14 protein-coding genes and 3 tRNA genes are annotated in these 21,348 nt (G+C 63.2%); 9 read left to right on the top strand and 8 right to left on the bottom strand.

Features of this window, described 5'->3' with window-relative positions; translation table 11 throughout:
- Window positions 1–398: 398 nt before the first annotated feature.
- The 3 genes from CW305_RS22430 to CW305_RS22420 all read left to right on the top strand — a co-directional run bounded on the left by CW305_RS22430 (window position 399) and on the right by CW305_RS22420 (window position 4,296).
- Window positions 399–2,654, top strand: a complete 2,256-nt coding sequence (locus tag CW305_RS22430; protein WP_104099032.1) for a DUF1631 domain-containing protein — start codon at window positions 399–401, stop codon at window positions 2,652–2,654.
- A 119-nt stretch (window positions 2,655–2,773) separates the two neighbouring features.
- Window positions 2,774–2,947 carry a DUF3094 family protein gene (locus CW305_RS22425; RefSeq protein ID WP_003298581.1) on the top strand — a complete coding sequence of 58 codons (174 nt, stop codon included), beginning with the start codon at window positions 2,774–2,776 and terminating at the stop codon, window positions 2,945–2,947.
- 53 nt (window positions 2,948–3,000) lie between these two features.
- The gene (locus CW305_RS22420) at window positions 3,001–4,296 is read left to right on the top strand and encodes an NAD(P)/FAD-dependent oxidoreductase (RefSeq protein WP_104099031.1); all 1,296 of its coding nucleotides are present in this window, start codon (window positions 3,001–3,003) and stop codon (window positions 4,294–4,296) included.
- 118 nt (window positions 4,297–4,414) lie between these two features.
- On the opposite strand, the gene CW305_RS22415 is transcribed toward CW305_RS22420, so the two are convergent.
- From CW305_RS22415 to rluD, 6 genes are all read right to left on the bottom strand, one after another.
- Window positions 4,415–4,490: transfer RNA gene (locus CW305_RS22415), tRNA-Lys, on the bottom strand.
- A 5-nt stretch (window positions 4,491–4,495) separates the two neighbouring features.
- A tRNA-Pro gene (locus CW305_RS22410) sits at window positions 4,496–4,572 on the bottom strand.
- Between the two features lie 9 nt (window positions 4,573–4,581).
- Window positions 4,582–4,657, bottom strand: a tRNA-Asn gene (locus CW305_RS22405).
- Between the two features lie 195 nt (window positions 4,658–4,852).
- Window positions 4,853–7,417 (bottom strand): ATP-dependent chaperone ClpB, encoded by a 2,565-nt coding sequence (gene clpB / locus CW305_RS22400; protein WP_014819067.1) that lies wholly within the window; start codon window positions 7,415–7,417, stop codon window positions 4,853–4,855.
- 172 nt (window positions 7,418–7,589) lie between these two features.
- Window positions 7,590–8,324 carry a peptidoglycan editing factor PgeF gene (gene pgeF / locus CW305_RS22395; RefSeq protein ID WP_101275144.1) on the bottom strand — a complete coding sequence of 245 codons (735 nt, stop codon included), beginning with the start codon at window positions 8,322–8,324 and terminating at the stop codon, window positions 7,590–7,592.
- Complete coding sequence (rluD, locus tag CW305_RS22390) at window positions 8,321–9,295, bottom strand: 23S rRNA pseudouridine(1911/1915/1917) synthase RluD (protein ID WP_014819065.1); 975 nt, start codon at window positions 9,293–9,295, stop codon at window positions 8,321–8,323. The genes pgeF and rluD overlap by 4 nt, the downstream gene beginning before the upstream one ends.
- A 205-nt stretch (window positions 9,296–9,500) precedes the next feature.
- Between rluD and CW305_RS22385 the strand changes: the two genes are divergently transcribed.
- The 4 genes from CW305_RS22385 (at window position 9,501) to CW305_RS22370 (ending at window position 13,884) form a co-directional block, all read left to right on the top strand.
- Window positions 9,501–10,490, top strand: a complete 990-nt coding sequence (locus CW305_RS22385; protein WP_104099030.1) for an outer membrane protein assembly factor BamD — start codon at window positions 9,501–9,503, stop codon at window positions 10,488–10,490.
- A 116-nt stretch (window positions 10,491–10,606) separates the two neighbouring features.
- A complete protein-coding gene (locus CW305_RS22380) occupies window positions 10,607–10,840 on the top strand; it encodes a PP0621 family protein (protein ID WP_104099029.1) in 234 nt (77 codons plus the stop codon).
- Window positions 10,830–12,422, top strand: coding sequence for a sensor histidine kinase (locus CW305_RS22375; RefSeq protein WP_041015969.1), 1,593 nt, complete (start codon window positions 10,830–10,832; stop codon window positions 12,420–12,422). Before CW305_RS22380 ends, CW305_RS22375 begins: the two co-directional genes overlap by 11 nt.
- 124 nt (window positions 12,423–12,546) lie before the next feature.
- On the top strand, window positions 12,547–13,884 hold the full coding sequence (locus tag CW305_RS22370) for a sigma-54-dependent transcriptional regulator (protein ID WP_023447174.1): 1,338 nt from the start codon (window positions 12,547–12,549) through the stop codon (window positions 13,882–13,884).
- Window positions 13,885–13,961: 77 nt separating this feature from the next.
- Here CW305_RS22370 and CW305_RS22365 read toward each other — a convergent pair whose 3' ends face one another.
- On the bottom strand, window positions 13,962–15,020 hold the full coding sequence (locus CW305_RS22365; RefSeq protein ID WP_014819060.1) for a DUF2333 family protein: 1,059 nt from the start codon (window positions 15,018–15,020) through the stop codon (window positions 13,962–13,964).
- 215 nt (window positions 15,021–15,235) lie between these two features.
- Between CW305_RS22365 and CW305_RS22360 the strand changes: the two genes are divergently transcribed.
- Together CW305_RS22360 and CW305_RS22355 are read left to right on the top strand one after the other, a co-directional pair.
- The gene (locus tag CW305_RS22360) at window positions 15,236–16,831 is read left to right on the top strand and encodes a response regulator (protein ID WP_044315724.1); all 1,596 of its coding nucleotides are present in this window, start codon (window positions 15,236–15,238) and stop codon (window positions 16,829–16,831) included.
- A gap of 138 nt (window positions 16,832–16,969) precedes the next feature.
- On the top strand, window positions 16,970–18,931 hold the full coding sequence (locus tag CW305_RS22355; protein WP_104099028.1) for a methyl-accepting chemotaxis protein: 1,962 nt from the start codon (window positions 16,970–16,972) through the stop codon (window positions 18,929–18,931).
- A gap of 54 nt (window positions 18,932–18,985) precedes the next feature.
- Here CW305_RS22355 and CW305_RS22350 read toward each other — a convergent pair whose 3' ends face one another.
- Window positions 18,986–21,265 carry a YgiQ family radical SAM protein gene (locus tag CW305_RS22350; RefSeq protein ID WP_041015964.1) on the bottom strand — a complete coding sequence of 760 codons (2,280 nt, stop codon included), beginning with the start codon at window positions 21,263–21,265 and terminating at the stop codon, window positions 18,986–18,988.
- Between the last annotated feature and the right edge of the window lie 83 nt (window positions 21,266–21,348).

Genomic DNA, 21,348 nt, shown 5'->3' with positions numbered 1-21,348 from the left:
ATAAAGGCTGAGTGCTCGCTAACGCAGCGCCAACCTGCGCATCCCGGACGGGTATTCGAGAGGCTTTTTTTACCTCCCGGCGGAAAACCTGCGAGTATCTGTGAGCCAAGTCATGTCCAATGAAAAACCGGCCTTGGCATCGCAATCCGATGCTTATAATGCCCTTCAAGAATATTGACGCCACCGAAATGGCGACACCTTACTGACGAGGTGTCGTTGTAAAATCAGACCGCTCGGCTATGCTGCGCTGGATCCGGTTCGACAGAAGAAACCCGCACTAGATTGCGGGCTCGCCCGGAACCTTCCGCCTTGCCCTGCCGATTTGGTTACCCATACAAGACGCTGTTTGAAGCTGGCGTTGTGACCGCCGTTAAGCAGGCGACCGCAGGAGAGTCTCGATGCGAACCGATGCGAAAGTGGTGCACCTGAACAAGGCAGCCCCTGAGCACAAGCCTTCTTCACCAGCAGGCCGCCTGCCTGTGGCGCTCATCAGCGTGCGCGACAAGGCCGCCCAACAGCTGCGTCAGGCTTTGCAGTCGCTGTTCGACAACGCCGATGACTCGCTCTTCGAGATCGCCGATCGTGCGAGCAGTAACGTCGAACAGAACGCGTTTTTCGAAGCCATGCGTGATTTGCGCATGAAGCGCCGCAACATCGAACGCGGCTTTCTGCAACAGCTGTTCGAAGCATTCGCCAAGCTCAATCAGTATGAGATCGGCAAGCCGCCGGTGCTGGACAATGTGTCGTTCGACAGTCTTTCACTTGTGCAGAACGATGAGCTGGAAGAGTCGGTAGCCGTCGACACCATGGTAGCGAAAGTCATGAGTCGTGCGGCTCAACCGCTGGGGCACCTGACCACTCGTTTCAATGCGCTGATCAGCAAGAAGCTCGATGACAAGAGCAACCCGCTCGGCCCACACGCACTCTGCGACTACTTCATTGAGGCCAGCAGCAGCCTTGGGGTAGAGATCAAGGTCAAGCTGATCATCTTCAAGCTCTTCGAAAAGTACGTGCTCGGGGATATCGACCAACTCTATGCCGAAGCTAACCAGACCCTGGTCGCTGCCGGCATACTGCCAGAGCTGCACTCCGCCCCGCCCCGCCGCCAGCAGCGCCCCGGCGCGCCAGCCGGAAGCCATGCACCATCGGCACCACCTGGCCAGGCTGCACATGTCGACGAGGGACTGCAGGAAGCCGCATTCAGCGCACTGCACAGCCTGCTTTCAGAACTCCGTGGCAGCAGCATGCTGCCAGCGCGCAACATCCCCAGCGATGCGATCCCGATCTCCAGTGGCGACCTCCTCCGCCTGCTGTCGCACATGCAGGCGCGCGCGCCGCAGACCGTCGACGAGCTCGATCTTCAGGAGCAGCTGGCCGGCCTGCTGAGCCGAGTCAGTGCCAAGACCGGCAAGTCCCGCGTGGTCGGCGAGATAGACGACGATGTGATCAACCTCGTCTCCATGCTGTTCGAATTCATACTCGATGACCGCACCCTGCCCGACTCGCTAAAGGCCCTGATCGGTCGTCTGCAGATCCCGCTTCTCAAGGTCGCGGTATTGGACAAGACCTTCTTTAGTCGCGGCAGCCATCCGGCACGCCGCCTGCTTAACGAGATTGCCTCGGCAGCGATGGGCTGGGGCGATCAGGATGAAGCGCAGCGGGACAGTCTCTACCAGAAGATCGAGCAGATCGTGGCTCGACTGCTCAACGACTTCACTGACGATCCGGCCATTTTCTCCGAGCTGCTGGCCGACTTCCTTGCCTTCATCGGCGATGAGCGCCGCCGTAGCGAGCTGCTCGAGCAACGCACCCGTGATGCCGAGGAAGGCCGCGCCAAGGCCGAGATCGCCCGACAGGAAGTTGAGCGCGCCCTGAACCAGCGCTTGCTCGGCAAGACGCTTCCGGAAGTCGTGGTGCGGCTACTGCAGGAAGCCTGGAGCAAGGTTCTGCTGCTTACCTGCCTGAAACACGGCACCCAGTCCGAAGAGTGGCAGGCCGCCCTGGACACGATGGACGATCTGGTGTGGAGCGTTACCCCTCACGAAGACGATGAGTCGCGTGCACGCCTGCTGGAGCTGGTCCCGAGCCTGCTTAAAGCGCTGCGCGACGGACTGGTCAGCGCCGCCTTCGACCCTTTTTCCACCGGCGACTTCTTTACCCAGCTCGAAGCGCTCCATGTCCAGACCCTGCAGCGCTTCCAGCAACCGCAGAGCGCTCCCAGCGAGGCGCCAGCGGACGACAGCACTTCAGCGGAGTCAGCGGCCACTCCGATAGCAACCACACCGGCAATGGTCGAAGTGGTCGACGAGATCGTCCTGCTTGCACCTGGCGAGAGCCGCGAGCAGGAACCGGAAATCAGCCTGCCGGATAACGATGTCGCGCTGGTCCAGGTCGACAATCTGCGCGTCGGCAGCTGGGTGGAGTTCCAGGAAGACGAAGAACACAAGCTGCGCTGCAAGCTGGCAGCGGTGATCAAGCCCACCGGCAAGTACATCTTCGTTAATCGCACCGGCATGAAAGTCCTGGAAAAGACCCGCATGGGCCTGGCGACCGAATTCCAGCGCGGCGCCATTCGGCTACTCAACGACACCCTGCTGTTCGACCGCGCGCTGGAGTCGGTCATCGGCAACCTGCGCAAGCTGAAGAACACCTGACCCCCCAAGGGCATGCCGCCCGGCATGCCCGCCAGCCCTCCGCGCGGCAAAGCGCCGCACTTCGCGCTTGGCTTTTGACCCTGCACAGCTAGAATGCCTGCATTCCATTCGAGGTGCCCATGCCCAGCCGCCTGAAGCCCGAAGATCAGCAGCGCGTCGATGAATACCTCCGCGCCCCGCAACACCAGGTCGAGCGCCAGCCGTTTCGCCCCTGGCTTCTTCTGCTTGTGGTACTGGTCGTGGTGATCGGGCTCGGGTTATTGAGCCGCCTCTTGAGCCGCCTTGTGCTTTGAGCTCCGCTCGCCAGGCCGCCCCGCCGTTTCCCTTGCAGCTATGAGTCACTCCCATGTCACATCGAGTCGTAATCGTCGGCGGTGGCGCCGGCGGTCTGGAGCTTGCTACCCGCCTGGGTAGAACCCTGGGCAAGCGTGGCAAAGCCCGCATCACCCTGGTCGACGCCAACCTCACACACATCTGGAAGCCGCTGCTGCACGAGGTCGCCGCCGGCTCCTTGAACTCGTCCGCTGACGAACTCAACTACGTCGCTCAGGCCAAATGGAATCACTTCGAGTTCCAGATGGGCCGCATGGCAGGCCTGGATCGCGCGAGCAAATGCATTCGACTGGAAGCGACGCGCGACGAGTTTGGCGTGGAACTGGTCCCGTCACGCGCGCTGAACTACGACACGCTGGTGATTGCCGTCGGCAGCACGACCAACGACTTCGGCACCTCGGGGGCTTCCGAGCACTGCATCTTCCTTGATACGCGCGAGCAGGCCGAGCGCTTCCACCGGCAACTGCTGAGCCATTACATGAAGGCGCATGCAGGCGAGGGTGCCTCGAGCAACATCAGCATGGCCATCGTCGGAGCCGGCGCTACCGGCGTGGAGCTGGCTGCAGAACTGCTGCACGCCGCCAAGGAGCTGGCGGCCTACGGCCTCGATGGCATCAAGCCGGAGGATGTAAACATCACCCTCATCGAGGCCGGCCCGAAAGTCCTGCCGGCACTGCCTGAGCGCATCAGCCAGCCGGTGCACCAGACACTGCTGGACCTGGGTGTCACGGTGCTCACAGGCGCCGCCGTCAGCGAAGTCACCGCCGAGGGCCTGCACACCAAGCAGGGCGAGTTCGTCCAGGCCAGCCTCAAGGTGTGGGCCGCCGGGATCAAGGCACCCGCCTTCCTTCACGAACTGGATGGCCTGGAAACCAACCGCATTAACCAGCTGGTCGTCCACCCGACACTGCAGAGCACCCGCGACGAGAACATCTTCGCGTTCGGCGATTGTGCCGCCTGCCCACAGCCGGACAGCGACCGCAATGTCCCCCCCCGTGCGCAGGCAGCCCACCAGCAGGCCTCGATGCTGGCACGCTCGATCCACAACCGACTGGAAGGCAAGCCGCTGCCGACCTATCGCTACAAGGACTACGGCTCGCTGATTTCGCTGTCGAGCTTCTCGGCTGTAGGTAATCTGATGGGCAACCTGACCGGCAACGTGATGCTCGAAGGCTGGCTCGCACGGATGTTCTATATCTCGCTCTACCGCATGCACCAGATCGCACTGTACGGCATCCCGCGTACGCTGCTGATGATGCTTGGCGACAAGCTCAGCCGCACGACGGAGCCGCGCCTGAAGCTCCATTGACGCAGAAAAGGCGCACCCTTGGGTGCGCCTTGAATGTGCCGAGAAGAAATCGCAGGCAATGAAAAAGCTGGATGTCCGCGAGAACATCCAGCTTTTCATGCTTCCTGAGAAGCCGGTATGGTGGGTCGTGTAGGATTCGAACCTACGACCAATTGGTTAAAAGCCAACTGCTCTACCAACTGAGCTAACGACCCAAAAATGGTCGGGGTAGGGGGATTCGAACTCCCGACATCCTGCTCCCAAAGCAGGCGCGCTACCGGACTGCGCTATACCCCGATTGGAATTTGGCTCCGCGACCAGGACTCGAACCTGGGACCCAATGATTAACAGTCATTTGCTCTACCGACTGAGCTATCGCGGAACAACTTCAATTCCAGCTCTTCAGCGTTACGTTACCGCCTCAGAGGCGCGCCATTTTACGGTTCCCGGCTCGCCTGTCAACCCCAAAAATGCGATTCCTTACAACACTTTGCGTTCACCCGGCGGCACCCGCGAGATCGCTGCCCCAACACGGCTACCTGCGAGGTGTGCTGCACCCCGCAGGTAACCACCCGGCTCAATCGAAGACGATCTGCTCGCCCTCTACCCGCGCCTTGACGCTGCTACCCGGCGCGAACTGACCGGAGAGAATCTGCTGCGCCAGCGGATTCTCGATCCAGCGCTGGATCGCCCGTTTGAGCGGCCGTGCTCCGTAGACCGGGTCGTAACCGATGGCGATCAGCTTGTCCATCGCCTCCTGACTGAGCTCCAGGCTCAGCTCGCGCTCGGCCAGACGCTTGCGCAAGCGCCCGAGCTGGATGTCGGCGATACCGGCGATCTGCTCGCGACCCAACGGATCGAACACCACCACCTCGTCGATACGGTTGATGAACTCCGGTCGGAAGTGATGCGCCACCGCATCCATCACCGCAGCCCGCTGCGCATCGGGATCACCAACCAGCTCCTGGATCTGCGCAGAGCCCAGGTTGGAGGTCATCACGATCACCGTGTTCTTGAAGTCCACCGTCCGCCCATGACTGTCGGTCAGGCGGCCGTCTTCGAGCACCTGCAGCAGCACATTGAAGACGTCTGGATGGGCCTTCTCTACCTCGTCCATCAACACCACCGAATAGGGTTTGCGACGCACCGCTTCGGTCAGGTAACCGCCTTCTTCGTAACCGACGTAGCCCGGCGGCGCACCAATCAGACGCGCAACGGAGTGCTTCTCCATGAACTCGGACATGTCGATGCGGATCATCGCCTCCTCGGTATCGAAGAGGAACTCGGCCAGCGCCTTGCAAAGCTCGGTCTTGCCCACCCCGGTCGGGCCGAGAAAGAGGAACGAGCCGCTCGGACGATTCGGGTCGGCCAGACCGGCGCGCGAGCGGCGCACGGCATTGGATACGGCCACCACGGCTTCGTGCTGACCGATGACGCGAGTGTGCAGCATGTCCTCCATGCGCAGCAGCTTGTCGCGCTCGCCTTCGAGCATCTTGGAGACCGGAATACCGGTCCACTTGGAAACCACCTCGGCGATCTCCTCATCGGTCACCTTGTTACGCAGCAGCTGGTTTTCTTTCTTGCCATGCTGATCGACCATCTCCAGGCTGCGCTCGAGGTCCGGAATGATGCCGTATTGCAGTTCGGCCATGCGCGCCAGATCACCCTTGCGCCGCGCTGCTTCAAGCTCAGCCTTGGCTTGTTCGATCTTCTGCTGGATCTGCGCCGAACCCTGCACCTCGGCTTTCTCCGACTTCCAGATTTCTTCCAGATCGGCGTATTCGCGCTCCAGCTTGGCGATGTCGTCTTCCAGCTTGGCCAGGCGCTTCTTGGTGGCCTCGTCGTCTTCCTTCTTCAGCGCCTCACGCTCGATCTTCAGCTGGATCAAGCGGCGATCCAGGCGATCGAGCTCTTCGGGCTTGGAGTCGATCTCCATGCGGATACGGCTGGCGGCCTCGTCGATCAGGTCGATGGCCTTGTCCGGCAGCTGGCGATCGGTGATATAGCGGTGGCTGAGCTTGGCCGCAGCTATGATGGCGCCATCGGTGATGGTCACACCATGGTGCACTTCGTAGCGCTCCTTGAGGCCACGGAGGATGGCGATGGTGTCCTCCTCGCTCGGTTCGTCGACCAGCACCTTCTGGAAGCGACGCTCCAGGGCGGCATCCTTCTCGATGTACTGGCGGTATTCATCGAGAGTAGTGGCACCTACGCAGTGCAGCTCGCCGCGCGCCAGGGCAGGCTTGAGCATGTTGCCGGCATCCATGGCGCCTTCCGCCTTGCCCGCGCCGACCATCGTATGCAGCTCGTCGATGAACAGGATGACGCGACCCTCCTGCTTGGACAGCTCGTTGAGCACCGCCTTGAGGCGCTCCTCGAACTCGCCGCGAAACTTGGCCCCGGCAATCAGCGAGCCCATGTCCAGGGCCAGCAAGCGCTTGTCCTTGAGCCCGTCCGGGACCTCACCGTTGACGATGCGCTGGGCCAGCCCCTCGACGATGGCGGTCTTGCCCACGCCCGGCTCACCGATCAGTACCGGGTTGTTCTTGGTCCGCCGCTGCAGCACCTGGATGGTGCGGCGGATTTCGTCGTCACGACCGATCACCGGGTCGAGCTTGCCGTCCTCGGCGCGCTTGGTCATGTCCACGGTGTATTTGTCGAGCGCCTGCCGCGATTCTTCGGCGTTGGGATCATTGACCGCATCGCCGCCGCGCAGATTGCTGATGGCGTTCTCCAGCGCTTTCTTGCTTACACCCTGAGCCAGCAGCAGCTTGCCCAGACGGGTGTTGCTGTCCAGCGCTGCCAGCAGCACCAGCTCACTGGAAATGTATTGGTCGCCCTTCTGCTGGGCGAGGCGGTCAGCCTGATTGAGCAGGCGCGCCAGGTCCTGCGAGAGATTCATGTCGCCAGTGGGGTTCTGCAGCTTCGGCAGCTGGTCGAGCTCTTTGGTCAGCGCCTGACGCAGCGCTGCGATGTCGAAGCCGACCTGCATCAGCAACGGTTTGATCGAGCCGCCCTGCTGCTCAAGCAGCGCCTGCATCAGGTGTAACGGCTCGATGGAGGGGTGATCCAGGCCGACGGCTATGGACTGGGCATCAGAGAGCGCAAGCTGCAGCTTGCTGGTCAAACGATCAATACGCATGGATGTTCATCCTCATGTGAAGCAGGCCGGCGCCGTGGCTCGCGCCATATACGAAACCTGCGAGATGCAGCATAGATGAGGATGATTGTTGGAGATTCAAGGCGGATGACATTGATGCAGGTCATGCCAGGACCGCAGAGTCATGGCTGACTTCACCGCTAGCGCGCCAATATCACTCGAGCCAGATCAGACTGGCGAAGCGGCCTGTGTGCGCGGCACGCCGATAGGAGTAGAAGCGCGGATCGCTGAAGGTGCACAACCCACCACCGTAAACTGCGTCTACGCCCGCGGCAGCCAGACGGATACGCGCCAGCTGGTAGATATCCGCCATGAAGCGTCCCGGGTTGCGACTTGCAACGAACGCCGCGGCAGCCGACGAATGCTGCGCGAGGAATGCATCGCGCACTTCGGGCCCGACCTCGAATGCTGCCGCCCCGATCGCCGGCCCCAACCACACCAGCAGTTCATCGGCAGGTACCGCCAGCGCTTCGAGCGTCGCCTCGAGCACACCACCAGCCAGCCCGCGCCAGCCAGCGTGAGCCGCGGCGACCCGGGTCGCGGCATGATCACAGAAAAGTACCGGCAGGCAGTCCGCAGTCAGTACCGCACAGGCCAGACCCGGCGTCTCGCTCCAGCTAGCATCGGCAGTCACGCGATTTCCTGGAGCGGCCTGGACAGCGACACTCGAATGCACTTGCTCCAGCCAGACTGGTTGGCAACCGAGCACGTCCTGAAGATGCTGGCGATTCCAGGCCACCGCGGCAGGCTCATCACCGACGTGATCACCCAGATTGAAGCTGTCGAACGGAGCGCGACTGACGCCGCCCTGCCGCGCGGTCACACAGGCGCGAACGCCGGGCGGAGCAGGCCATTCCGGCACGAGCCAGTCACCGCCCCACGCACTCACCCGACGAAGGCCTCTCGATCCTGTTGCAGCAGCGTCAGCAGCCAGACGAAGTCATCCGGCAACGGCGACTCCCATTTCATCCTCTGCCCGGTAACAGGATGATCGAGTTCGAGGAAGCGCGCGTGCAGCGCCTGGCGAGGGAACTCGCGAAGCGTTTGCACCAGCGTCGGATTCGCCGCCGGCGGAATGCGGAAACGCCCGCTATACAGCGGGTCACCGACCAGTGGATAGCCAAGATGGGTCATGTGCACCCGAATCTGGTGGGTACGCCCGGTTTCCAGCTTGACCCGCACATGGGTGTGCGAGCGAAAGCGCTCGAGCACGCGGTAATGGCTGACCGCCGGCTTGCCGCCCTCCACCACCGCCATGCGCTGACGCTGCTGGCCATGCCGACCGATCGGCGCGTCGACCGTACCACCAGTAATGATCACGCCGATGACGATCGCCTCGTAGATGCGGCTGACGCTACGCGCCTGCAACTGCTCGACCAGCCGGGTTTGCGCCTGCAGCGTCTTGGCCACGACCATCAGACCGGTGGTGTCCTTGTCCAGGCGATGAACGATGCCGGCACGCGGGACGTTGATCAAGTCCGGCACGTGATGCAGCAATGCATTGAGCAGCGTGCCGTCGGCATGGCCGGCCGCAGGGTGCACAACCAGGCCAGCAGGCTTGTCGATCACCAGGATCTGATCGTCCTCGTAGACGATCTCAAGCGGAATGTCTTGCGCGACCCACTCGCCCTGCGCCTGCTGTTCGGCACTCAGCTCGAGCACGGCGCCGGCATGCACGGTGTCGCGAGGGCGCAGCACGGCGCCATCCACGGTGAGCAGGCCATCCTTGATCCACGCCGCGAGACGCGAGCGCGAGTGTTCGGAAAAGAGCTGCGCCGCAACCTGATCGAGACGTTGCCCGCCAAGGTCAAACGGCACTTCGGCGCGGAGTTGGATGGCCTGTTTGGAAGTCGTGGACATACGGCGAGATAGGTTCGTCTGAGAGAGGCAGGCGACATCCGTTGGTAACGGACGGGCCCGGGGACCGCAGATGGCGGAGCGGCCTTTGGTTTCGGCTACACGCTTGTGTTTAAATACGGCGTCTTTGTCCCGGCGCACCGGGGCGCTCATCATAACAGGACGGCTCCGCGCGAGACAGCCAGCCGTCACAGGGACGCAAGCCGCCATGCAAGTGAAACACCTGCTGCTGATCGCCATTCTCGCCCTCACCGCCGCCTGTTCATCCAACGAAACCGTCGACGAGAATCTGGGTGAAGTCGAGCTGTACCAGCAAGCACAGGCCGACCTGGACAACAAGAGCTATACCAGCGCCATCAGCAAACTCAAGGCCCTGGAGTCGCGCTATCCATTCGGGCGCTTCGCCGAGCAGGCGCAACTCGAACTGATCTACGCCTATTACCGCAACGTCGAGCCGGAAGCCGCGCGCTCGGCGGCGGAGCGTTTCATCCGCCTGCATCCGCAGCATCCGAACGTCGATTACGCTTATTACCTCAAGGGCCTGGCCTCCTTCGATCAGGACCGAGGCCTGCTGGCCCGCTTCCTGCCGCTGGACATGACCAAGCGCGACCCAGGTGCCGCCCGCGACTCGTTCAACGAATTCGCCCAGCTCACCAGCCGCTACCCCAACAGCCGCTACTCGCCTGACGCCAAGGCGCGCATGGTCTACCTGCGCAACCTGCTGGCGGCCAACGAGATACACGTCGCCCACTACTACCTCAAGCGCCAGGCCTACGTCGCAGCGGCCAACCGCGGCCGTTACGTTGTGGAGAACTTCCAGGGCACGCCGGCCGTGGCCGACGGGCTTGCCGTGATGACCGAGGCCTACCAGCGCCTGGGCCTCGACGATCTCGCCGAAACCAGCCTGCAGACTCTGCAGCTCAACTACCCGGATCACGCAACGCTCGAAGACGGCGAATTCACCCCCGTCGAGACGGAAGACGACAACCGCAGCTGGCTGAGCAAGGCCACCCTCGGCCTTATCGAAGGCGAGGCTCCCCGCCCGGACACCTCGCGGGCCAATCGCGATGTGCTCCGTCAGTATGAAACGGCCGCTCAGGACCTTCCCGAAGAGCTTCGCCCGGTACTCAAGGAAGCAGAGCAGCAAGGCGAAAAACGCTCCTGGTGGAGCCGCCTGACCTTCGGCCTGTTCGACTGACAGCTGACCGACTTCCGCAGCGCCGTCCTTGCATTCGGCGCGCGCGGCGAAACGGGCCGGCAGTGACCGGGCTCAATTGATCGCAGGCCACCACGCTTAATCAGGAAGGAATCGATATGGGTCTGTTTCGCCTGCTGTTCTGGATTGCACTGATTGGCGCCGCGTTCTGGCTGTGGCGCCGTTTCGTGCAGAAGAAAGCCGCCCCCAAGCCTCGCCAGACCACCCTGCCAATGGTGCGTTGCGCTCAGTGTGGCGTGCACGTCCCGCAGGACCAGGCGCTGCAGTCGCAGGATCGCTGGTACTGCAGCCGCGCTCACCTGGAGCAGGACAGCACTCCTGGTGGGCACTGAAAACCTCACCTTCTTTGGCGATCAGGGACGGCGGATTCTCCGCCTGTACCACCTCTATCGGCTGACCATCGGCCTGGCGCTGGTTCTGCTGATCAGCGCCGACCTGCACAACGACCTGCTGGAGATGAGCAACCCGCAGCTCTTTCAGTACGGCGCCTGGATCTACCTGATCCTCAACATCATCGTCGCCGTGCTGGTGCAGAACCCGGAGCGCGATCTGCCCGTGCTCGGGCTGGCGCTGATGGACGTCATCCTGCTGTCCGGGCTGTTCTACTTCGGCGGTGGCACCCCGAGCGGTATCGGCAACCTGCTGATAGTCGCCGTTGCCATCGCCAACATACTGCTGCGTGGCAGGGTCGGTTTCTTCATCGCCGCGGTTGCTGCGACGGGCCTGATCTACCTGACCTTCTACCTCAGCATTCAACGCCCCGAAGCCAGCAGCCAGTACGTTCAGGCCAGCGCACTCGGCACGCTCTGCTTTGCTGCCGCCTTCCTGGTTCAGGGGCTGGCTCGCCGCCTGCAGGTCAGCGAGACGCTGGCGCGCCAGCGTGCGGAAGAGGTGGCGAACCTGGAGGCGCTCAACGCGCTGATCCTCCAGCGCATGCGTACCGGCATCATGGTGCTGGACCCGCAGGAGCGAGTTCTGCTCGCCAATCAGGGGGCTCTGCAACTGCTCGGCCAGGACTCGCTGGCAGGCGAACGCCTCGCACCGCGCTGCCCGGAACTGCTCAAGGCACTGCAACAGTGGCGAGGCAATCCGACCCTGCGCCCGCCAAACCTCAGGGCAACGCCTGGCGGCCCAACGCTGCAGCCGAGCTTCGCCGCGCTACAGCACGGGAACAAGCTCGACACGCTGGTGTTTCTCGAAGACATCTCGCAGATCGCGCAGAAGGCACAACAGCTCAAGCTCGCCTCCCTCGGACGCCTCACAGCCAGCATTGCCCATGAAATCCGCAATCCACTGGGCGCCATCAGCCACGCCGCGCAGCTGCTTCAGGAATCCGAAGAACTGGACGGACCTGACCGCCGTCTGGCACAGATCATTCAGGATCATTCACGGCGGATGAACCTGGTGATCGAGAACGTCCTCCAGCTTTCCCGGCGGCGCCAGGCCGAACCCCAGCTGCTGGACCTGAAGTACTGGCTGCATCGTTTCGCCAGCGAGTTCCGCCAGGGGCTCGGCCCCCAGCAGACCCTGCACCTGGATACCGTGGGCAGCTCGCTGCAGACCCGCATGGACCCCAATCAGCTGACCCAGGTGCTGACCAACCTGGTCCAGAACGGGCTGCGCTACAGCGGCCAGCAGAATCCGCGGGCGCAGGTCTGGCTCCGCCTGTTCCGTGACGAAGCCAGCGACCTGCCTATCGTCGAAGTGCTCGATGACGGCCCTGGTATCGCGGCCGAGCAACTACAGAACATTTTCGAACCGTTCTTCACCACCGAAAGCAAAGGCACCGGGCTGGGGCTATATATCTCCCGCGAGCTGTGCGAAAGCAACCAGGCACGCCTGGACTACCGCGAGCGTCCCGAGGGCGGCAGCTGCTTCCGCATCGTCTTCGCCCACCCACGCAAGCTGAGCTGAGCCTCGCTGCCGGCAACACATCACACATCGACCAAAGCGACAGCCACGACACCGCCGGCGGAGTTAACATGCTCCTCAGCCGCAATCCCCGGCGACAATCGCTTCACGAATCAAGAGCAGGACCATGACCGCGCGCCAGAAAGCACTGATCATCGATGACGAGCCGGATATCCGCGAACTGCTGGAAATCACTCTTGGCCGCATGAAACTCGATACCCGCAGCGCTCGCAATCTCAAGGAAGCGCGCGAATGCCTGGCCCGCGAGCATTACGACCTGTGCCTTACCGATATGCGCCTGCCCGATGGCAGCGGCCTGGAGCTGGTGCAATACATTCAGCAACAGCACCCGCAGCTGCCGGTGGCGATGATCACTGCATACGGCAGCCTGGATACCGCCATTGGCGCGCTCAAGGCCGGGGCATTCGACTTTCTCACCAAACCGGTGGACCTCAACCGCTTGCGCGAGCTGGTCGGCACGGCCCTGCGCCTGAGGGCGCCTACAGCGGAAATGCCGGTGGACAGCCGCCTGCTCGGCAGCTCGCCACCCATGAAGACCCTTCGCAAGCAGATCGGCAAACTCGCCCGCAGCCAGGCGCCGGTTTATATCAGCGGCGAGTCCGGCAGCGGAAAGGAGCTGGTGGCCCGACTGATTCACGAGCAGGGTCCTCGTAGTGAAAAGCCCTTTGTGCCCGTCAACTGCGGCGCGATCCCGTCGGAACTGATGGAAAGCGAGTTCTTCGGCCACAAGAAAGGCAGCTTCAGTGGCGCCATCGAGGACAAGCCCGGGCTATTCCAGGCCGCCAATGGCGGCACGCTGTTCCTCGACGAGGTAGCCGACCTGCCGCTGCCGATGCAGGTCAAGCTGCTGCGCGCGATCCAGGAAAAAGCTGTACGCGCGGTCGGCGGCGCTCAGGAAGTAATGGTCGATGTGCGCATCCTCTGCGCCACCCACAAGGACCTCGCCAGCGAAGTGGCCGCAGGCCGTTTCCGCCAGGATCTGTATTACCGCTTGAATGTCATCGAACTGCGCGTGCCGCCACTGCGCGAGCGTCGCGAAGACATTGGCCTGCTCGCCGAAGCCATGCTTCGGCGTCTTGCAGCGGAGTGCGGTGACAGCAGCGCTCGCCTGCACCCGGAGGCTCTGGCCAAGCTGGAAAACTATCGCTTCCCGGGGAACGTTCGTGAGCTGGAGAACATGCTCGAGCGGGCCTACACACTCTGCGAGGGCGATGAGATCAAGGCGGGCGATCTACGCTTGGCAGACAGCCCAGGCGTATCGGAGAACGGCGAAGCCAGCCTGGCGCAGATCGACAACCTGGAAGATCACCTAGAAGAGATCGAGCGCAAGCTGATCATGCAGGCGCTGGAGGAAACCCGCTGGAACCGCACCGCGGCAGCCCAACGGCTGGGGCTGACCTTCCGTTCGATGCGTTACCGGTTGAAAAAACTCGGACTGGACTGAGTGCAAGCCTGGTTAGCGTCGAGCCAGTCAGACACGACGCCAACCTGAGGCTTCCTAAACCCCGCTGGGGGCTCGCCTTACCCCTGCGTCAGCAGGTTGCGCAGATCGATGATCGCCGCATTGGCACGAGAGATGTAGTTGGCCATCACCAGCGAGTGATTGGCCAGCACGCCGTAGCCGCTGCCATTGAGCACCATCGGACTCCACAGCGGCTCCTGAGCGGCCTCAAGCTCGCGGATGATCTGTCGCACGCTGATGGTGGCGTTCTTTTTCGCCAGCACGTCGGCGAAATCAACCTCGATCGCGCGCAGCAGATGTGACAAGGCCCACGCCTGACCGCGCGCCTCGAAGAAGACGTTGTCGATCTGCAACCACGGCGTTTCGACGACCTCCTCCTTGACCTGCGGCACGACGCCCGCACGCTCCTGTTCGGGCGCAACATCGGCATCCAGCCGCACCCGGCCAACGCTGGCAGAGAGGCGCTGGGACAGCGAGCCGAGCCGCGTGGCGGCATCGCCCAGCCAGTTGTTAAGGTTGTCAGCACGCGTGTAGAACAGCGCCTTGGGCTGCGGATCGCTGAGCCGAGCCAGGTAGCGATCCAGGCCGCGAATGGCGTTGCGGTACTCGGACTCGGAGGCCGGCAACGCCCAGCTGCGATTGTCGAAGTTGAACAGCGGCTCGGCCTTGGCCAGATCGGTGTCCTCGGTCGACTGCGACTGCGAGCGGGCGAAGTCCTTGCGCAGCGCACGAGCGAGATCTCGCACCTGCACAAGCACGCCATATTCCCAGCTCGGCATGTTGTCCAACCACAGACCCGGCGGCGCGATATCGTTGCTCAGGTAGCCACCCGGCTTATCCAGCAAGGTACTGGCAACACGCTTGAGCGTTTCCACGGTGGTATAGCCGCTGACCAACTGCCGCTGCGAGGCCTCGGCCGCCTGACGGGCACTCTGCTGTACGGGAAACAGATCGGGTTCGCGGCTCCAGTACCAGCCGAGCACCAAGGTAACCAGCAGGTACACGCCCAGCAGGACGGCAAGAACCAGCAGAAGCGGATTACCCTCCCGCCGTCCGGCTCCGCCGGAAGGGCCACTCGAGCGACCGAGACGAGCGAAGCGATTCTTCCAGTCCAACATGGGCAATGTGTCCTTCTCGCGAGTTCTGGGGTTCGACCGCACGACGTCGGAGACGTTGCGCTGACATGCCTTTACTATAACGCAGGGCCCCTGCTCACTCAGCGCCAAATTGAGAACCACTACCGCACAGTGGACTTCCAAAGCACCGCCGCAGTGATAGCATGCCGCCACCATAAAGCCAGGGCAGCGCACCCTGTGCACCGGGAAGAATCGCGATGTCGGATCAGGAAGAACTCAAGCAGCATTTCGCCCAGCGGGTCATTCACCAGGCACGCGAAGTGCTGGAAGTTTGGCAGCAACTGCAACGCAGCGAATGGAACGAGGACTACCACGCTGCCCTGACCGAAGCGACGACGCGGCTGCGGCGCTTCGCCGACCGATTCGAGCAGACCGAACACAGCGAGCTTGCACTGAACATCGAAGACTGCCTGAGCGACATCCGGGACAACCGCGGCCGTCTCTCCAGCAGCACCATCTCCACCCTCAGCCAGCTGATCTACCGTCTGGCGCGCACCGGGCTGCGCCACAGCGATCCGCATAATCAGTCGTTTCTGCCGCCACTGAGCAAGCCGGTGTACATCGCCCTGCAGGATCAGCAGCGCGCCGAACACTTGGTACGCCAGCTGGACTTTTTCAGCATGTCCGCGCAGGCGTTCAGCAATGTCGCGGCCTTCCGCACCGCGATGCATCGCCGCCATCCGGCCGCGATCGTCATGGAAGTGGATTTCAACGGTCCGAGCGAAGGGCTGCGCCTCGCCGAGCAGGTCCAACAGGGGCTGGAATCGAAGCTGCCGATGCTGTTCTTCAGCCACCTGGAAACCGATACGCCAACGCGCCTTGCTGCGGTGCGCGCCGGTGGTCTGGAGTTCTTTACCGGCACCCTCGACGCCAGCAGCCTGCTGGAGAAGATCGAAATATTCACCCGCACGGCGCACTACGAACCGATCCGCGTACTGATCATCGACGACTCCCGGGCCCAGGCCACCCACACCGAGCGAGTGCTTAACAACGCCGGCATCGTCACCCAGACGCTGATCGAGCCGATTCAGGCCATCGGCGCTCTGGCCGAGTTTCAACCGGACCTGATCATCCTCGACATGTACATGCCCGAGTGCCAGGGCACCGAACTGGCCAAGGTGATTCGTCAGCACGAGCGCTATGTCAGCGTGCCGATCATCTACCTCTCGGCCGAGGACGACCTGGACAAACAGCTCGACGCCATGGGCGAAGGCGGCGACGACTTCCTCACCAAGCCAATCAAGCCCAGTCACCTGATCGCCACCGTGCGCACCCGCGCGACCCGCGCCAGAAGTCTGAAGGCACGCATCGTCCGCGACAGCCTGACCGGGCTCTACAACCACACCCACAGCCTGCAGTTGCTCGAGGACGCTCGCTTCCGTGCGCGCCGCGACAACAGCCCGCTGAGCTTCGCCATGCTGGATATCGACCACTTCAAGCAGGTCAACGACACCTTTGGTCATCCCATGGGCGACCGGGTGATCAAGAGCCTCGCGCTGTTCCTGAAGCAGCGTTTGCGCAAGACCGATCACATCGGCCGCTACGGTGGCGAAGAGTTCGCTGTGGTATTGCCGGACACGCCAGCGGACGTCGCCTGCAAGGTACTCGACGAGATCCGCCAGCGCTTCGCGGAGATCCGCTTTCCAGCCCAGCCCCACGACCTCAGCTGCACCTTCAGCTGCGGTATCACCGAGCTGGCCGGCGATGCCGAGGTCAAGACGCTCACCCAACAGGCCGACGAAGCGCTGTATCGCGCCAAGCATGGCGGCCGCAATCGCGTCGAACGCTACTGACACGACGACTCCTCCTAATCGCCACGCCAGGCAGCACCTCGCTGAGGCGGCGACCTGGCAGGCCCGCGCTCGCTGTAACGCGAATGACATCAAACTGCCATACCTTGCAAGCCTCCTGATTCGTTCTGCGAGGCGAGGATGCGCCTGAAGTCGCTCACCACTCTCAACACCCTGCTGCTCATTGCAGTCTGTCTCGCGCTGGGTGCCACGCTCTGGTGGTCCGAGCGTGCCATGGAGCGCCCCTACCTGCTCATGGCGCGCTACCTGGGGCTGTCTCAACAGTTCCAGCATCAGGCAGCGGAAAATATTCAGGGCTATCTCGCCAGCGGTGACGCATTGCGTCATAGCCAGGCGCAGCAGGCGCTCACCGATCTCCAGCGCGACGTAATCGAACTTCCGGATGGTCTGGCGGAAGCGCTACGCCCGAGCCTGGAAGAGCTGGTCCGCTTCACCGCCACCGACCTGCTCGCGGCCGGCAAGCTCGCCGGCGATCCGCAGGGCTTGCTGCTGCAGGCAGAGCGCGAAATGGCCGGAGCGCTGTCGCAGCTCGACGACTACCATGCGGAAGCCGATCGTCCGAGCGCGCGACACTATCAACAGCCTCTTTTCTCGGCCGGGCAACAGCTGCTGCGGCTCAGCCACGCAAGGGGAAAGCTGGTCGCCTCCGGCCGGGATGAGCTGGCCAGCGAAGTGGAGCAGGCCCTGCAAAACCTCGAACAGGACGCCGCAAAGCTCGAGGCACTGCCGTTACTCGGCGTGCTCGCAGCCGAGCAGTCGGCCGCGAGCAATTTCGCCGCCCTGCTCGACCTCGGCGATGCCGCGAAGCAGACCAGTGAAGACCTGGGCGTTGCGCTCAAGCGCGAGCTGACCAGCCTGATCAAGCGCTACCCGGCCGAACTGCAGCGCACCCGGCAGCTGATCCGCCAGCGCAGCGAGCTGCTGCAGAGCAGCGCCGGCAAGATCGACGCCGTACAACAGGCCCTGGCCGAGCTGGAGCCGGCGGTACGCGCCGAGCATGGCCGTATCCAGGCCGAGGTGCGCATGCTGCAGGGCGGCATCATCCTGCTGATCCTGCTGATCGCCCTGGCCATCGATCGTCTGCAACGCCAGCTGACCCGAGCTCTCGGCCAGCTGGTGCCGGCACTTTCGGAATGGGCCGAGGGAGACTTCGCCAGCGATGCACGGATCGAGTCGAAGATCCGCGAGATCGCCGATATCGAAAGCTCGCTCAATCGCCTGCGCAGCTACCTGCTTGGCCTGGTCGGAACCCTGCGCCAGCAGGCGACCCAGGTCGCCGCCAGCAGTCGAAGCCTCGACGAAATGAGCAGCGACCTGCACGAAGGCGCCCAGCGCCAGACCGGCGATACCGCACAGATACGCGATTCACTGAGCGAACTGGAGGCCACCATCCAGCAGGTCGCCGATGGTGCCGGAGAAGCCGCCGAGGCGAGCCGCGCTGCGGCGCGCGCCGTGCATCAGGGTCAGCAGGTGATCGGCCAGAGCCTGACCGGCCTGCATGGGCTGGTCAGCGAAGTGCAGGACAATGCGGCGGCGATCGAACGCCTGGCCGACGAAACCACCACCATCGACAACGTGCTGACGGTGATCCGTGCCATCGCTGAGCAGACCAATCTGCTCGCGCTGAATGCCGCCATCGAGGCGGCCCGCGCCGGCGGTCATGGACGCGGTTTCGCCGTGGTGGCCGACGAGGTGCGCTCACTGGCGCAGCGCACCAGCGGCGCCACCGAAGAAATCCAGCAACTGATCGGTCGCCTGCAGCTGGCGGCACGGCAGTCGGTCGAGGCGATGCGCAGCCAGGTCGAGCATGCGCAAAGCACGGCGAACCTCGCCGAAAGTGCCGATCAGGCACTGGACGAGATCGTCTCGACCATCGCCACCATCAGCCGCATGGCCGAACAGATCGCCCAGGCGACCGCCCAGCAGGGCGAAGCGGTGGGCGAGATTCGCGGACACAGTGAGCGTATCCACCAACTCGGCGACGCCAACCTGAATCACATCAGCCGGGGACGTGAGCAAAGTGCGCAGATGCTGCAGCTGGGCAGCGAACTGGATCGCGCGACCCAGGCGTTCAGGTTCTGAAAAAGAAAACGGAGCCTGGCGCTCCGTTTCCTTATGCCGGCAAGCTCCCTACCGCTAGCGGGGTGCGACCGGACGCTGCGGCTTACCACCCTTGCCAGCCGGCTTGCCGCTCTTTTCCGCCTTGCGCCGGGCCTCGGCCGCGGCCTTGGCCTGCTCGCGCTTGTCCCAGGCGTTGCCGTCATGGCTGCGCGGCGGCAGGCCGTTGTGCTGGGTGAGGATCTTGCCGCCCTGCCCGGCCTTCTTGCTGCCGACTGGCGTCGAGTTCTTGCGCCGCGCGCTCTGGTAGCCCTCGGTGGCCGGCTGGTGCGCCGGGATCAGCTGGTGCTTGCCATTGCCGATCAGGTCGGCGCGGCCCATACGGATCAGCGCCTCACGCAGCAGCGGCCAGCCCTTGGGATCGTGATAGCGCAGGAAGGCCTTGTGCAGGCGCCGCTGCTCCTCGCTCTTGACCACGGTGACGCCTTCGCTCTTGTAGGTTACCTTGCGCAGCGGGTTCTTGCCGGTGTGGTACATGGCGGTGGCCGAGGCCATCGGCGACGGATAGAACGCCTGCACTTGGTCGGCGCGGAAACCGTTGGCTTTGAGCCACAGGGCGAGGTTCATCATGTCCTCGTCGGTGGTGCCAGGGTGCGCGGCGATGAAGTATGGGATCAGGTATTGCTCCTTGCCCGCCTCTTTCGAGTACTTCTCGAACATCCGCTTGAAGCGATCGTAGCTGCCGATGCCCGGCTTCATCATCTTGTCCAGCGGCCCACGCTCGGTGTGCTCCGGCGCGATCTTCAGGTAGCCGCCGACGTGGTGGGTGACCAGCTCCTTGACGTACTCCGGCGACTCCACGGCGAGGTCGTAGCGCAGACCGGAGGCGATCAGGATCTTCTTCACGCCCGGCAGTGCGCGCGCCTTGCGGTAGAGCTCGATCAGCGAGCTGTGGTCGGTGTCGAGGTTCTCGCAGATGCCAGGGAACACGCAGGAGGGCTTGCGGCAGTGCTTCTCGATGTCGTGACTCTTGCAGGCCAGGCGATACATGTTGGCGGTCGGCCCGCCGAGATCGGAGACCACGCCGGTGAAACCCGGTACGTTCTTCATTTCCTCGATCTCATGCAGGATCGACTCGTGGGAACGGCTCTGGATGATGCGGCCTTCGTGCTCGGTGATCGAGCAGAAGGTGCAGCCACCGAAGCAGCCACGCATGATGTTCACCGAGAAGCGAATCATTTCGTAGGCCGGAATCTTCGCCCCGGCATAGGCTGGATGCGGCACCCGTGCATAGGGCGCGGCGAACACGTAGTCCATTTCCTCGGTGGTCAGCGGAATGGGCGGCGGGTTGAGCCACAACTCACGATCATCGTGACGCTGGACCAGCGCACGGGCGTTACCGGGGTTGGTCTCCAAGTGCAGCACGCGGTTGGCGTGGGCATACAGCGCCGGGTCGTTGCGCACCTTCTCGAACGACGGCAGGCGGATCACCGTGCGATCACGCTCGAGTTTCGGGTGCGGCAGCAGCTCGACCGGGCGGGCTTCGTTCGGGTCGTCCTGCGGACCCTTGTCCTTCTCGATGGCGCAGGCGGACAGGTCCTGCGTATTGACGTAGGGATTGATGATCTTGTCGATCTTGCCCGGACGGTCGATGCGGGTGGAGTCGATCTCGAACCAGCCCTCGGGCGTGTCCTTGCGGATGAACGCGGTGCCGCGCACGTCGGTGATCGCTTCGATCGGTTCGCCGCGGGCCAGGCGCTGCGCCACCTCGACGATAGCGCGCTCGGCGTTGCCGTAGAGCAGCACATCCGCCGTGGCATCCATCAGGATCGAGCGACGCACCTTGTCCGACCAGTAGTCGTAATGGGCGATGCGCCGCAGCGAGGCCTCGATGCCGCCAAGCACCACCGGAACGTGCTTGTAGGCCTCCTTGCAGCGCTGGCTATAGACCAGGCTGGCGCGATCGGGCCGCTTGCCTGCCAGGCCGCCCGCCGTGTAGGCGTCGTCGGAGCGCACCTTGCGGTCGGCCGTGTAGCGATTGATCATCGAGTCCATGTTGCCGGCGGCGACACCGAAGAACAGATTCGGCTCGCCGAGCTTCATGAAGTCGTCTTTGCTGTGCCAGTCCGGCTGGCTGATGATGCCGACGCGAAACCCCTGCGCTTCGAGCAGTCGGCCGATGATCGCCATGCCAAAGGACGGATGATCGACGTAGGCATCACCGGTGATGATGATGATGTCGCAGGAATCCCAGCCGAGCTGATCCATCTCCTCCCTGCTCATTGGCAGGAACGGCGCCGGACCGAAACACTCGGCCCAGTACTTGGGATAGTCGAACAATGGCTTTGCGGCGTGCATGGCGGGGAACCGGGACAACGAAAACGGGCGCGGAATATAGCACAAAAAATAACCAAGCCCGACCATCACGCAGGGTCTTTATC

This window comes from Stutzerimonas kunmingensis, assembly GCF_002929225.1.
Classification (GTDB): Bacteria; Pseudomonadota; Gammaproteobacteria; order Pseudomonadales; family Pseudomonadaceae; genus Stutzerimonas.
The sequence above is the reverse complement of the archived record's forward strand: the minus strand, read 5'-3'. Positions and strand labels throughout refer to the sequence as shown.